The sequence below is a fragment of the Pseudomonas sp. 06C 126 genome (genome assembly GCF_001855215.1).
GTDB classification, from domain to species: domain Bacteria; phylum Pseudomonadota; class Gammaproteobacteria; order Pseudomonadales; family Pseudomonadaceae; genus Aquipseudomonas; species Aquipseudomonas proteolytica.
The window spans coordinates 1-14,161 of sequence record NZ_MIFU01000095.1 but is presented as its reverse complement, the minus strand read 5'-3'; the positions used below and the strand labels follow the sequence as shown (position 1 = coordinate 14,161).

Annotated in this window: 14 protein-coding genes; 10 read left to right on the top strand and 4 right to left on the bottom strand. The window is 62.3% G+C overall.

The genetic code is table 11. The annotated features are described in order from the left end of the window. Positions 1-11: 11 nt before the first annotated feature. A complete protein-coding gene (locus BHC62_RS17870; RefSeq protein WP_029293809.1) occupies positions 12-2,021 on the bottom strand; it encodes a TonB-dependent receptor in 2,010 nt (669 codons plus the stop codon). Positions 2,022-2,347: 326 nt separating this feature from the next. Between BHC62_RS17870 and BHC62_RS17865 the strand changes: the two genes are divergently transcribed. The 8 genes from BHC62_RS17865 to kynB all read left to right on the top strand — a co-directional run bounded on the left by BHC62_RS17865 (position 2,348) and on the right by kynB (position 9,244). Beyond that, complete coding sequence (locus BHC62_RS17865; RefSeq protein WP_224791099.1) at positions 2,348-3,166, top strand: AraC family transcriptional regulator; 819 nt, start codon at positions 2,348-2,350, stop codon at positions 3,164-3,166. A 33-nt stretch (positions 3,167-3,199) separates the two neighbouring features. Beyond that, the gene (locus BHC62_RS17860; RefSeq protein WP_050492808.1) at positions 3,200-4,291 is read left to right on the top strand and encodes an aminotransferase class I/II-fold pyridoxal phosphate-dependent enzyme; all 1,092 of its coding nucleotides are present in this window, start codon (positions 3,200-3,202) and stop codon (positions 4,289-4,291) included. A gap of 106 nt (positions 4,292-4,397) precedes the next feature. Further along, a complete protein-coding gene (moeB, locus tag BHC62_RS17855; protein ID WP_070995689.1) occupies positions 4,398-5,561 on the top strand; it encodes a molybdopterin-synthase adenylyltransferase MoeB in 1,164 nt (387 codons plus the stop codon). Between the two features lie 10 nt (positions 5,562-5,571). Continuing rightward, the gene (locus tag BHC62_RS17850) at positions 5,572-5,985 is read left to right on the top strand and encodes a M67 family metallopeptidase (protein WP_029293800.1); all 414 of its coding nucleotides are present in this window, start codon (positions 5,572-5,574) and stop codon (positions 5,983-5,985) included. A gap of 21 nt (positions 5,986-6,006) precedes the next feature. Next, positions 6,007-6,279 (top strand): MoaD/ThiS family protein, encoded by a 273-nt coding sequence (locus BHC62_RS17845; RefSeq protein WP_029293797.1) that lies wholly within the window; start codon positions 6,007-6,009, stop codon positions 6,277-6,279. A 24-nt stretch (positions 6,280-6,303) separates the two neighbouring features. Then, on the top strand, positions 6,304-7,158 hold the full coding sequence (locus tag BHC62_RS17840) for a tryptophan 2,3-dioxygenase (protein WP_029293795.1): 855 nt from the start codon (positions 6,304-6,306) through the stop codon (positions 7,156-7,158). Between the two features lie 23 nt (positions 7,159-7,181). Further along, the gene (locus BHC62_RS17835) at positions 7,182-8,567 is read left to right on the top strand and encodes an NAD(P)/FAD-dependent oxidoreductase (protein ID WP_029293793.1); all 1,386 of its coding nucleotides are present in this window, start codon (positions 7,182-7,184) and stop codon (positions 8,565-8,567) included. A gap of 20 nt (positions 8,568-8,587) precedes the next feature. Continuing rightward, on the top strand, positions 8,588-9,244 hold the full coding sequence (gene kynB / locus BHC62_RS17830; RefSeq protein ID WP_070995688.1) for an arylformamidase: 657 nt from the start codon (positions 8,588-8,590) through the stop codon (positions 9,242-9,244). A gap of 52 nt (positions 9,245-9,296) precedes the next feature. Here kynB and BHC62_RS17825 read toward each other — a convergent pair whose 3' ends face one another. Both BHC62_RS17825 and BHC62_RS17820 read right to left on the bottom strand, forming a co-directional pair. Continuing rightward, on the bottom strand, positions 9,297-9,815 hold the full coding sequence (locus BHC62_RS17825; RefSeq protein ID WP_070995687.1) for an isochorismatase family protein: 519 nt from the start codon (positions 9,813-9,815) through the stop codon (positions 9,297-9,299). 162 nt (positions 9,816-9,977) lie between these two features. Next, complete coding sequence (locus BHC62_RS17820; protein WP_070995686.1) at positions 9,978-11,426, bottom strand: PLP-dependent aminotransferase family protein; 1,449 nt, start codon at positions 11,424-11,426, stop codon at positions 9,978-9,980. 85 nt (positions 11,427-11,511) lie between these two features. On the opposite strand from BHC62_RS17820, the gene BHC62_RS17815 reads away from it, so the two are divergent. Both BHC62_RS17815 and BHC62_RS17810 read left to right on the top strand, forming a co-directional pair. After that, positions 11,512-11,958: a GNAT family N-acetyltransferase gene (locus BHC62_RS17815; protein WP_070995685.1), complete on the top strand. Its 447-nt coding sequence runs from the start codon at positions 11,512-11,514 to the stop codon at positions 11,956-11,958. Further along, entirely contained in the window at positions 11,955-12,626 is a 672-nt protein-coding gene (locus BHC62_RS17810; protein ID WP_070995684.1) for an FMN-dependent NADH-azoreductase, read from the top strand. The genes BHC62_RS17815 and BHC62_RS17810 overlap by 4 nt, the downstream gene beginning before the upstream one ends. On the opposite strand, the gene BHC62_RS17805 is transcribed toward BHC62_RS17810, so the two are convergent. Further along, positions 12,565-13,917: an SLC13 family permease gene (locus BHC62_RS17805; RefSeq protein WP_070995683.1), complete on the bottom strand. Its 1,353-nt coding sequence runs from the start codon at positions 13,915-13,917 to the stop codon at positions 12,565-12,567. The genes BHC62_RS17810 and BHC62_RS17805 overlap by 62 nt on opposite strands. Positions 13,918-14,161 lie beyond the last annotated feature (244 nt).

Sequence of the window (14,161 nt, the reverse complement as noted above, 5' to 3'; positions counted from 1 at the left end):
GATTCCCTTGTTTACATGTCGAACGTCAGGCGCAATCCCAACTCCCGAGGGGGGCTGTACACGTCCACGAAACCATTCTGGTAGCCCACGGCGTCGTAGCGTTTGTTGGCCAGGTTGTTGACGTAGGCGCTGACTTCAAAACGCTCGAAGCTGCGCCCCACGTCGAGGTCGATCAGGCCGTAGCCGGCGCGGCGGTTGCTGTTGGCCGCGTCCAGGTAGGTGCGGCTGACGGCGCTCAGGTTGAGCTGGGTGTACCAGCGGTTCTCGGCGTCGTAGCGCAGGCCCAGGTTGCCGGTCAGGTCCGGGGCGAAGGGGTTGTGATTGCCGGAATAGTCATTGGCAGCATCGGTAAACGTGTCGAAGCGGGTGCGGTTGAGGGCCACGGCACCCTGGAGCTTCCAGCCCTCGCCCAACAGGTAGTCGGCTTGTAATTCCAGGCCACTGGAGCGCGCGGACGCGGCATTGGCGATGTACACCACGCCGGGGGTGAGCATCTGCTGGACCTGCATATCATCGATATCCATGGTGTACAGGGCCACCGAGTACAGCAGGCGACGGTCAAGGGCACCGCCCTTGAGGCCGATCTCCCAGGAGCGGACTTTTTCCGGGGCGTAGGCCGGGTAGTTGGCGGCCGGGCTGAAGGTATTGAAACTGCCGGCGCGGAAACCATCGGCAACGCTGGCATAGACGAAGGCGTCGTCCATCCATTCGTATTGCAACGCAACCTTGGGCGAGAAGCGCTTCCAGGACGCATCGCGGGAGTCGCCGCCCTGCGGGGTAAAGCGTACGAAGTCACGTTCGGCGCGACCGCCCAGGGTCAGGGTCCAGCGCTCGGCCACAGGGATCATCCAGTGGCTGAACAGCGCGGCGCTGTGCCCTTGCAGTTTGGCGCTGTAGGGCAGCAGGCGCATCGGGGTCTTTTGCTCGCCGCCCAGGTCGTGGCGGTCGCGGTCGAAGTACACCCCGGTAACCCATTGGCTGTCGCCCAGAGTGCCCTCCACGGTGAACTGCTGGGACAAGGTATTGAAGTGGTTATCACGCCCGATATGCAGGGCGTCGGCGGGGCGAAAGTCGGTGTCCTGCAGGACCCGGTCATAGAAGTCGCTGTTGCCGGTCACCGAGCGAAACTTCAAGCCCGAAGCCAGTTCGGTGCTCAGGTCCAGGGACACGCTGCGCGCGCTGGAATGATCCCAGCCACGCACACCAGAACTGACCCGCGTGCGCCGGGTACCGGATGCCCCCCATTGAGCTGCGCCGTCGTCATAGTCCTGGCGCGAGTAACGCAGGATGGCCTCGGAGGTGTCATTCGGTGTCCAGCGCAAGGCCATGCGGCCGCCGTGCTTCTTGCGGTCGTCGGCCTGGCCGCCGTGGTAGCGGTCATCGATAAAGCCATCCTGCTCGCTCCAGTTACCGGTGACCCCAAGGAACAAGCGGTCCTCGACCAGCGGACCACTGAGATCGGCGCGCGCTACGCGCTTGTTGCGGCTGCCCAACTCGGTGGAGAGCCGGGCGTGGGGGGTGTTATCCGGGGCGCGGGTATAAATGTTCACAACCCCGGCTTCGGCGTTGCGTCCGTACAGCGCCGATTGCGGCCCACGCAGCACCTCGACGCGTTCGATGCCGAGCATGTCATGGTCAAAACCCTGTGCCATGAACGTCGGAACGCCATCGACCATCATCAGCGCCGATGAAGAATAAGATGCAAAGTTGGAGCTGATACCGCGTACCACCGGTGGCTGAATCGCCGATTGGCCGAAGGGCTGAAAGCCAAAACCCGGCACCCGCCGCAACACGCTCGGCAGGTCCTGCACATGTTCACGCTCCAGGGTCTGGCCATCGAACACACTCATCGCCGCCGGCACCGACTCGGCACTCTGGGACAAGGCATTGGCGGTCACGGTGATCGCCGGCAACTCTTCCTGCGCGTTGGCCGGCGGGGCCGTAACGACCAACAAGGCGGCCCATAGCGATGTACTTTTTCCCCAGGCGTAACGACCGGCCCCAGGCTGATTGACGTTCATTTGATGCGCTCCCAAACGTGCTCATTGGTTCAATGGCAAAAATGGTATCAGTCGCGCAAAATGATAATGATTCTTGTTTGTATGCCATTCAACGAATTTCGTATGGGTTCCGGCGCGACCTATTCCACCCTTTTGGGAATAGCTCTAACGTGTGGTCAATCCCGACGAGACAACTCGAGATAACAGTGATGCTAGAAAGGATATCGGCTAGACAGGCTTACCCGACCACGCGGTGCCAGACCCAGGACTGGGTGGCTTATCGGCTGCCCTCACAGGTGGGTGAATGCCACTTCGAACGGCACCTGTTGGAACCAGGTTTGAGCCTGGTGCGCTCACGCTACATGCCCCATGCCGACCTGGTGGAAACCAGCCATCAGGAAACCGAACAACGCACCCTGGTGATCACCTTCGGTTTACGCGGCGAGTCCGAATATTGCGACCAGCACGGCAACCGAGTGACCTTCAAGGCCGGCCAGACTTCAATCAACAGCTTTCGCGATGGCCGTGGCGAGCGACGTTTCAGCGCTCGCCAGGATGTGCAACAGCTACGCCTGATCGTCAGTGAAAACACCCTGGCCGACTACATAGGCGAGGAGCGCTGCGCACAGTTGCTGTGCGAGCCCCACGCCCCCAACAGTGGCTTGCGGCAATTGACCTTCCATGCCAACACCAGCAGCAGCCGTGCGCATATCCAGGCCTTGACCCAACTGAAAGAAATCAACAACCCGGACAAACTGGGCCTGCGCATCCATGCCCTGAGCCTGCTATCGGAGCAGTTGCAGATACTCACACCAGCCACCGCCACCCAGCGCCGCCTGAGCGATCCTGAGCAGGACAAGCTTGAGCAGGCGCGCCAGATCATCTTCACGCAGATGGCCCAACCCCTGACCAACCATTACCTGTGCAGCTGTGTGGGGCTTAGCGAATCGCGCTTGAAGGACGGTTTTCGCCGGTACTTCGGCGTGACGCCGCGACGCTGCCTGTTGGAAGCGCGCATGCACAAAGCCTGGCAATTGCTCGAAGCCGGCCGGCAAGTCGCCGAGGCGGCCTATAGCGTCGGCTATTCGCACCCCAGCAACTTCAGCACCGCGTTCAGCCAGTTTTTCGGGCGCACACCCAAGTCGGTGTCGGGCACACGTAATTGAGCACGCTCCCTTATTTCAGGACGTACAACCCAGATGAAATTCTCCAACTTCTTTAGAAACAGCCAGCTCTTCTCGCCCCAGAGCGCCAGCGTCGGCAGTGGCAGCCAGGGGGCAAGCCGCGTGGTCTACCTGAACTTCAACGAGTCACCCTTCGGCCCCCTGCCCCCGGCCCTGGACGCTGCGCGCGACAGCCTGCCGGGCTGCGGGCGCTATGGCTTCGGGGCGATCGACCAACTGCACCAGGCACTGGCGCTGGAGCTGGCGGTGCCGGCGGATCACCTGACCCTATACCCAGGCTCCAACCGTGCCCTGCACTATGCGGCGGCGACCTTTACCGGGCCCGGCCGCTCCCTGGTCGTGGCCACCCCGGGCTACCCGATCTGCGAATTGGCGGCCCGACGCGCAGGGGCAGACGTCCATAAAGTGCCACTGCGCAAGGACGGTGCCCACGACCTGGCTCGCATGTGCGCCGTCGAAGACGCCGGCCTGATCTACCTCTGCAACCCCAATAACCCCACGGGCACCATTACCCCGCACAACGCCATCCTCCAGGCCTTGGCGCAGAAGCCCGGGGACGCGGTCTTGCTGGTGGACGAGGCCTACCTGCAGTTCTGCGATGAACCCTCGATGTTGCCCTGGATCGAGCAACGCGCGGACCTGATCGTGCTCCGCACCTTCTCCAAGATCTATGGCCTGGCGGGCCTGCGGATCGGCATGGCGATGGCCCAACCGCAGACCTTGCAGCGCATCACCACCCTGCCGGCAGATGACGTCTCGATCACCGCCGCCCAGGCTGCGCTGGCCAGCCTCGGCCATGGCCACCAGGTAGCGCAGCGCAAGCAGGCGATTATCCGGGCGCGCAACGAAACCATCGACTGGCTGCAATCACGGGACATTCCATGCACGCGCTCGCAGTCGAGCTGTTTCATGATGAAAGTCGGCGAACAGGCCCCGCAGATTATTCAAACCCTGGCGGACAACGGCGTGCATATCGGCCGTACGTGGCCCGAAGCCCCGGAGTGGGTGCGCGTCACCGTGGGCAGCCTGGAGGAAATGGAGGTATTCAAGTCGGTGATGAGCCTCACCGTTTGCGCGCACCATCACGGGCTCTTCTACCCGATCTGAACATTCGTTAATCAGTAGAACTTTTTTAACTGCAAACGCCTGCGCCACTCGCTGATCAAGGTGCGGACTTTTCTCATCCAAAATTTCATTCAAGACAGGAACAGTCATGCAACTTCCACCCTTGGTAGAAGCCGGCGCCACATTAAGTGCCAGTGAAATAAGCCGTTATAGCCGGCATCTGTTATTACCGGAAATCGGCCTTGAGGGACAACAACGCTTAAAACACAGCCGAGTCCTGGTAATTGGTGCCGGCGGCCTCGGCTCGCCGACGTTGTTGTACTTGGCGGCGGCCGGCGTTGGCACCCTGGGCATCATCGACTTCGATGTCGTGGACGACTCCAACTTGCAACGACAAGTAATTCATCGACTTGCAGAAATCGGCCAACTCAAGACGCAAAGTGCCAAGCGTACTTTGCAAGCGCTCAATCCACACATCCAGATCAACTTGCATAACGAACGGCTGGACAACGACAACGCCGTGGCGCTGTTTTCCAACTATGACTTGATGCTCGACGGCACCGATAACTTCGCCACCCGCTACCTGGTCAACGACGCCTGCGTGCTGGCGCGCAAGCCGTATGTCTGGGGCTCGATCTATCGCTTCGAGGGCCAGGCTTCGGTGTTCTGGGAACAGGCCCCCAGCGGGGGGATCAACTACCGCGACCTGTACCCCGAGCCGCCCCCCGCCCATCTGGCGCCGTCGTGCTCGGAAGGTGGTGTGTTGGGAGTGCTCTGCGCGTCCATCGGGGCGATCATGGCTACCGAGGCGATCAAGCTGATCACCGGCATCGGCAACTCCCTACTCGGACGCCTGGCGGTGTACGACGCCCTGGAGATGAGCTATCGCTTCCTGCCCTTGCGCCCGGCCCCCCAGCGCCAGCCCATCACCGCGCTACTGGACTACCAGCACCTGTGCGGCCTGGGCAGCACAGCGCCCCCCGCCAGCGTGCCCAGCCTGGATGCCCATGCCCTGCAGGCCCTGCGACTGAGCAAGCAGCCCCTGCAATTGATCGATGTGCGCGAAAAAAACGAGTGGGACATCCTGCATATCCCCCAGGCGCAACTGATCCCGATGCAGCAGATGCTCAGCGGTGCGCACACCGCCCAGCTCTCGCCAGACGCCGAGATCGTCGTGTATTGCAAGGCCGGCAGCCGCTCCCGGACGGTGGTCCAGGCCTTGGCCGAGCAAGGTTTGCGTAACGTGCGCAGCCTCGAAGGCGGAGTGCTGGCCTGGGCCGCGGCCTATGCGCCGACACTGCCGGCCTACTGAGGACCCGCTTATGTTGCTGCTCAGCCAAGACATCATCACTGCGATCTTTGACCAGGCCCGCCAGGCGCACCCACTCGAGTGCTGCGGCATCATCGCCGCGGCCATCGACAGTGAGCGCGCCACACGCTTGATCCCGATGACCAACAGTGCCTGCTCCCCGGTGTACTTCGCCTTCGACCCACGGCAACAACTCCAGGTCTGGCGCGAGATGGATGCCCGCGATGAAGAGCCACGGGTGTTCTATCACTCCCATACCGCATCGCGGGCCTACCCCAGCGCTACCGATATCGAGTTCGCCACCGACGCCAACGCCCATTACCTGATTGTGACTACTGCGGACTACGACCCGCCGCTGCGCAGCTTCCGGATTGCCCAAGGCTGCGTCAGCGAAGAAGAAGTACGTGTCGAAACACCGCCCTATTAACCCTCCACGGAGTTCCATCCCATGAAGATCACTGTCCCCACCCTGATGCGTAACTTGACCGCCAACCAGAAAACCGTCGAGGCCCAAGGGCAAACGGTCAGGCAAGTTATCGACGCACTTGAGCAGCAGTATCCCGGCATCGCGGCGCGCCTGGTCGAGGGTAATAAAGTGCATAAGTTCATCAATATTTATATCAACGATGACGATATCCGCTTCTTGCAAAGTCTCGACAGCGCCGTCGCCCAACATGACCAAATCACCATCTTGCCTGCCGTCGCCGGCGGATGTTTTTAATTCCCCCCGGGGAGGAATAATTCCATGTGCCCTTGCCCCTACATGCACCAAGCCAAACCCCAACAGTGGCATGACGCCAAACTGGACTTCGCCGAAAGCATGAGTTACGGCGATTACCTGGGACTGGATAAAGTGCTGGACGCACAAGTTCCACGCTCCCAACAACATAACGAAATGCTCTTTATCATCCAGCACCAGGCCTCGGAACTGTGGATGAAGTTACTGTTGCATGAACTGCGGCACGCCCGCCAGTTGATCGATCAGGGCCAATTGGCGGGCAGTCACCGGGTGCTGGCCAGGGTGTTGCGGATCATGGAGCAGATGGTCAGCTCATGGGCGATCCTCGCGACCCTCAGCCCCATGGAGTTCATCAGTTTTCGCTCGGACCTGGGCAATGCCTCTGGCTTCCAGTCCTATCAGTACCGTGAGATCGAGTTCATTTTCGGCAATAAAAACCGCGCCATGCTTCTTCCACACCAGCACACCCCGCAGATCGCCAAAAACCTTGAACAGTGCCTGCACACCCCGTCGTTATACGACGCGATCATCCAGCAGATGACCCGCCAGGACCTGCCCATCTGCGCACTGCGGCTGGACGCCGACCCCAGCGAGCCGACCCGCAGCGATGCTTCGGTGGAGGCCGCATGGGTCCAGGTCTACCGCCAACCGGAGCGCTACTGGGACCTGTACCAGTTGGGCGAAAAGCTGATGGATATCGAAGACGCCTTTCGCCAATGGCGCTTTCGCCACGTCACGGTGGTCGAGCGGGTCATCGGTTTCAAGAAAGGCACCGGCGGCACCGAAGGCGTCGAGTACCTGCGCAAGATGCTCGGCACCGTGCTGTTCCCTGAACTCTGGAGCCTGCGCTCAAGCCTCTGACCCCTCCCCCACGAGAATTCGCCATGACTGCTACAGACAACGCTCGTCAAGTCACCATTATCGGCGCAGGGCTCGCCGGAACCCTGGTCGCGCGCCTGCTGGCCCGCAACGGCTGGCAGGTCAACCTGTTCGAGCGACGCCCCGACCCGCGCATCGAAACCGGCGCCCGGGGGCGCTCCATCAACCTGGCGCTGGCCGAACGAGGCGCCCATGCCTTGCGTTTGGCCGGGCTAGAGCGCGAAGTACTGGCAGAAGCGGTGATGATGCGCGGGCGCATGGTGCATGTGCCCGGCACGCCCCCCAACCTGCAGCCATACGGGCGTGATGACAGCGAGGTGATCTGGTCGATCAATCGGGATCGCTTGAACCGCATTTTGCTCGACGGCGCCGAAGCGGCCGGCGCGAGTATCCACTTCAACCTGGGGCTCGACAGCGTGGACTTTGCGCGCCAACGCCTGACCCTCAGCAACGTGTCGGGGGAGCGCCTGGAGAAACGCTTCCATCTGCTGATCGGCGCCGATGGCTGCAACTCGGCGGTGCGCCAGGCCATGGCCAGCGTCGTCGACCTGGGCGAGCACCTGGAAACCCAGCCCCATGGCTACAAGGAACTGCAGATCACTCCCGAGGCCAGCGCGCAATTCAACCTGGAGCCCAACGCCCTGCATATCTGGCCCCATGGCGACTACATGTGCATCGCCCTGCCGAACCTGGACCGCAGCTTCACGGTGACGTTGTTCCTGCATCACCAGAGCCCGGCGGCACAACCCGCCAGCCCGTGTTTTGCGCAACTGGTGGATGGGCATGCCGCGCGAAGGTTTTTCCAGCGCCAGTTCCCCGACCTGTCACCGATGCTCGACAGCCTGGAGCAAGACTTCGAGCACCACCCCACCGGCAAGCTCGCAACCCTGCGCCTGACCACCTGGCATGTCGGCGGCCAGGCCGTGCTGCTGGGCGATGCGGCCCATCCCATGGTGCCGTTCCATGGCCAGGGCATGAACTGTGCACTGGAAGACGCCGTAGCCCTCGCCGAACACCTGCAATCGGCCGCCGACAACGCCAGCGCACTCGCGGCGTTCACCGCCCAGCGCCAACCCGATGCGTTGGCGATCCAGGCCATGGCCCTGGAAAACTACGTGGAGATGAGCAGTAAAGTGGCCAGCCCCACCTACTTGCTGGAGCGCGAACTGGGCCAAATCATGGCCCAGCGCCAACCGACGCGTTTTATCCCGCGTTACAGCATGGTCACCTTCAGCCGCCTGCCCTACGCCCAGGCAATGGCTCGCGGGCAGATCCAGGAGCAACTGCTGAAATTCGCAGTGGCCAACCACAGCGACCTGACCTCGATCAACCTCGACGCCGTGGAGCACGAAGTGACCCGCTGCCTGCCACCCTTGAGCCACCTGTGCTGAGCCTTCCAGGAGCGCCGTCAGTGCCTACGCGCAAACTCTTCGATATCAGCCCGCCGATCACCACGGCCATCGCCACCTGGCCCGGCGACACCGACTACCAGCAGGAGCCCGTGTGGGTGCTGGATCATCAATGCCCGGTAAACGTCGGCAAGATCACCCTTTCCGCCCACACCGGGGCCCACGCCGATGCGCCACTGCACTACAGCAACAGCGGCGCCGCCATTGGCTCGGTGCCGTTGGAGCCTTACCTGGGGACCTGCCGGGTGATTCATTGTTTCGATAGCGACGGCCTAGTCCGGCCGGCCCAGCTTTTGCCACACCTGGCCCAGGCGCCCGAACGCATCCTGTTGCGCACCTATCGCCACAGTGACCCCTGCATTTGGGATCAACACTCCACGGCGATTGCCGTGGCTGCCATCGAACTCCTGGCCCGCCACGGAGTAAAACTGGTGGGCATCGACACCCCCTCGGTGGATCCGCAGCACTCCAAGACGCTGGATGCGCATCACGCGATCCAGCGCCATGGCATGGCCATTCTCGAAGGGTTGGTATTGGATGAGGTGCCGGCCGGCGACTATGAGCTGATCGCCCTGCCCCTCAAGTTCATGGCGCTGGACGCGAGCCCGGTGCGGGCGGTGTTGCGCAGCTTGCCAACGCAGGCGCCGCGCAGCGGTTAAATCACCCGCGCTGCTGGAACCACGCTGCGCGGTACCCAGCTCTTGGCGGCGCCTAGAACCACCACTCCTCAGCCCGGACCACCCGGCAGAACGGCCCGTCGAGCGTGGCATTGTGATGCGCGACGATGTCCTGGGCGTTGATCTCTGGCGTGTCTGAACAGCTATGGCCGTCGGCGATGAGTACGGCGTCAAAACCAAGATCGCGTGCTGCTCGGCAGGTGCTGTCGACGCAGTATTGAGTTTTCAGCCCAGTGACCACCACGCCCGTAGCACCGCAGGCGCGCAACTTGTCCGCCAGTCCCGTCAATGCAAAGGCGTTGGGGCGCTGTTTATCGAACACCGTTTCATCACCCAGCAGCTTCAATTCCTGCACGACTTCGGTCAGCGGGCTACCGGGTTCGATGGCTGAACCCACCGGCCCGGTGTGGCGAGCGAGAAAAACCGGCGCGCCTGCGTTGCGCGCCTTGTCCATCAAGACGTTCACCGTGTCCAGCAGCGCTTCGCAGCGCCATGGCTTTTGCGGGCCGTGGACCAGTGCGACTTGCATATCGAGTACTAAAAGGGCGTACATAGGTGCATCTCCTTGCGTTTGAACCAGCGACACAAGGGCATGAAAAAGGCCCTGTCCATCGCTGGCGGGCCTTTGAAGTTCGTTGGCTATTGGCTCACGACACCTCGCACGCTCCGCTTTGAGCGGTGGTGGTGGTAGTGGTCGAGGTCAGGCAATAGTCGGTCATGGGTCGACACTAGCACAGATCTTCTCGGGATCGTGTGCACAAACCGGGATCACTTGAGCCAATCGAAGCGCCACCGTCGCCGCCTGCTCGGCAGTGGCGATGTTGGTAAAGCCCAGTACCAACCCGTGCCTGGGCTTGGCCTCCAGGTACCACTGTGACAGTGGCTCGACGGCGATACCAATGGCCCGAGCACGTTGGGCCAGTTCAACATCATCGCCGTCGCGCAGGCCTGCGATCAGGTGCATGCCGCCGGCCTGGGGGTTGATCGAAAGGCGTTCGCCAAACTGGTGCTGCAGCGCCGCGACCAGCCACTGGCGGCGGCGGGCGTAGAGGGTGCGCATTTTTTTCAGGTGCCGTGCAAAGTGCCCCTCGTAGAGGAACGCGCTGACGGTCGCCTGGAGGAGCTGCGGGCAGTGGTTATGCAAACGATCCGCCTGACGGGCAAAGGCCTCGCTCTGTGCCTGCGGCACCACCAGATAGGCCAGGCGCAGGCCTGGAAACAATACCTTGCTGAAGGTCCCGGTGTAGAGCACGCGGCCCTGCTGGTCAAGGCTCTTGAGCGCAGGCAAGGGCTTGCCCTGATAGCGGTACTCACTGTCGTAATCATCCTCGATGATCCAACTGCCCTGGCGATTGGCCCAGTCCAACAGCGCCAACCGACGCGGCAGTGACAGCGACACACCCAGCGGGCTCTGGTGGGTCGGCGTGACCACAGCAAAGCGCGCATCCGGGCAGCGTGCAATGCCTTGGGCGACGTCCAGCCCCTGGTCATCCACGGCCACCGGCACCAACTGTGCGCCGGCTTCGAGTAACGCGTTGCGCGCCATGAAATAGCCGGGCTCTTCCAGCCAGCAGCGATCACCTGGGTGCATCAGCGTGTGGCTGATCAGGTCCAGGCAGGCGCGATAGCCCGCGCACACGAACACCTGCTCCGGGCGGCAGGTAATGCCCCGGGAAATCCCCAGGTAGCTGGCAATGGCCGCGCGCAAGGGTGCATGGCCGCGCGGGTCCGGGTACACCAGCCCCTCGAGGCCAGCCTGGCGCAGTTGACGGCCTGCCAGCCGGGTCCAGAGCTTACGGGGAAAGGCATCGAGTGCGGGCAGGCCCATCTGCAGCGCGAGCGGCAGCGCCCCGCAATGATTGGGCAGGTACTGCGCCGCAACAACCGGCGCAGGAACGATGGACGACGAAACCGCCGCCAACTGCGGGCTGACGATCGTCCCGGCGGCCCCCCGAGCAATCAGGTAACCCTCCCCGATCAGCAGTTGGTAAGCCGCTTCTACCGTACCGCGCGCCAGGTTCAACTGCGCCGCCAAGGCGCGAACAGCCGGCACACGATCCCCAGGGCGCAGGCGGCCATCGGCAATGGCCTCGCGAAATCGCTGGTAAAGCTGGCGATAGATCGGCGCGCTCTGGCTTCGGTCGAGCGGGAAGGAAGGAATCATGGCCTAGTCGTTTATGCACTTTTCGGCCCTGTAGCTTAAGTCATCGTGGCTTTAAGGTCAGCCATCACTCTACGGCGCACAACATATGGCTTATACACTCCGACATCTCACCGACCAACAGGCCTTCGAGGCCAGCTTCGACCTTATGCGCATACTGCGGCCCCATATCGCCGACCCGGCCAACTATGTGGCGCAACTGCTGCGCCAAACCGCACAAGGCTACCGTTTATTGGCCGCGTGGAACGCTGGGCAGGTGGTCGGCCTGGCGGGTTACCGCGCCTTGGAAAACCTGCTCTACGGGCGTTTCATCTACGTCGATGATCTGGTGGTGCACCCAGACCTGCAGCGCAGCGGCCTGGGCGCACGGCTGCTGGACGCCGTTCGCGCAGAGGCCGTGCAGCACGATTGCGCCCATTTCGTGCTGGACACCGGGCTGCATATGCCGCTGGCCCAGCGTTTTTACTTTCGCCAAGGCCTGCTGGCCCACGGCATGCACTTCACCCAAAGTCTTCAGACAGAGAATCAGCCATGAACAGTGTTCTATTGATCAACGCCAGCCCCAATGGCCAGGTTTCCCATGCCAACCAATTGGCGTTGGAGTTGGTGGATGCCCTGCGCCAGCAGCACCCCAGGCTCGAACTGGTGGAGCGCGACCTGGGCACTCACCCGCTGCCGCCACTGGGCATGGACTACGCCCGTGGACTGGCGACGACCACGCCGTTCGATGCACCGGTATTCGAGGTTTCCGAAGCGCTGATCCGCGAACTGGAACGCTGCGACATCCTGCTCATTGCCACCCCGATGCACAACTTCACGCTGCCCGCTGCGCTCAAACTGTGGATCGACTACGTGCTGCGCATCCATCGCACGTTCAGTTCAGGGCCCGAGGGCAAGACCGGCCTGCTGAGCAACCGCCCAGTGTATGTACTGGTCGGCTCCGGCGGTTTTCACCAGGGCGAAAAGGCACGGCAACCGGACTTTCTGACGCCCTACCTGCGCCAGGTACTGGGCACGCTCGGGTTGCTCGACCTGCACTTCACCTACCTCCAGGGCCTGGTGTTCGGTGAAGAGAGGGTTCAGGCCTCAGTCCAGGACAGCCGTGCGCGACTGGCTCTGGAGCCGCTGTTCAACTCGCTCGTCAAAGCACTCCGGGCACCACCAGGGTCAACCACGCAACGCACGGCCCCACAAGGGCAATGACCGCGCTGTAGATCAACAGGCTGCGCAACACCTTTTCACGTTCCTGGGGCGGTGTATTGGCAACCACCAGTGCGCCATTGGTGGAGAACGGGCTGGTGTCGACGATGGTGGTGGAAATGGCGATGGCCGCGACCACGCCGACTGCACTGATATGGCCCTGGCTCAGAAATGGCACGGCCAGGGGAATGATCACTCCCAGCAATGCGGTGGACGAGGCGAAGGAGGAAATGATCGCGGCGGTAAAGCACAGCAGCAACGCCACCAGCAACGGCTCACCCAGGCCGGAGATGCCATGGGCGACATAGTCGATGGTGCCGATGGTCTGCATCACGCCGATGTAGGTGATGATCCCGGTGATCAGCAGCACCGTGGACCAACTGACTTTGTCGATGGCTGCTTTCTGCGCCGTGGGCGCGAACATGGCCAATACCACCGCGACCGTCATCGCCACCAGGCCGATATTGAACTTGAACACCAGGGCCGAAATCGCCAGGGCCAACAGCCCGATCAGTGTCGACAGCTTGGCCCCGTCCAGGCCGCTGACGGCCTGCAGCGGCGCGCCGGCGCCGGTCAGGTCCGTGCGGTGATAGGCCGGGGACGCCGGCGTGCCGCCATGCCCGAGAATCGCCAGAGAGGCGCCCGCCGTATGCAAGGTGGGGCCGAACGCGACCGGCGCCAGCGACAGGCGTGCGCTGCGCAAACCACCGAACACGACGAAGACCACCATGGCAATCCCCAGGTTGAACAGCAAGCTGGTGATGAACAACGTGAACGGCGCATAGGGCAGCCCGGAGGACGCCACGATCTGATTGGTAATGCCACCGAAAATACTCACTGGCGAGAAGCTGCCGCCCTGGGCGCCGTGAATCACCATCAACCCCATCAGCACCGGATTGATGCGGTACTGCACGGCAAAGTTCAGCGCAATCGGCGCAAGAATCGCCGCCACCGCCGGGCTCAGTGCACCGAAACCGGTGAGCAATGCCGCCACCACGAACATCACCCAGGGGATCCAGGCAACGTGTCCACGCACCATCAACACGGCGCGCTCGATCAGCCAGTCGATGGTGCCGTTGTTCTGCGCGATGCCGAACAGGTAAGTGACCCCGACCAGGGTGAGGAACAGGTCACTGGGAAAACCGGCAAAGATCGTCGCCGGGGTCATTTCCAGGATCACCGAACCGACCACAAAGGCCGCCGCAAAGGCCAGCGCGCCCATATTGATGGGCAACACGCTGGCGATGCCGAAGATAACCACCAGCACTATAATCGACAGAATTTCATTGTTCATTGCAATCTGACTCCCCGCAGTCGGACGGTCCCGCAGGTACCGTCCTTGTTATTGTTTTTTCGGGATGTGGCGCGGGGGGCTTGTCCCCGGCTGGGCTGCATAGCAGCCCCAAAACCTTGTGCCTCGGCCTACTCGTTAGCCCTTATTGGGGCTGCTGCGCAGCCCAGCGGGGGTGTAGAACCGTAGACATCCTTTACATCTGAAACCGGGGACATCGTTTACACATTTGAAGCTTGGATGCGGC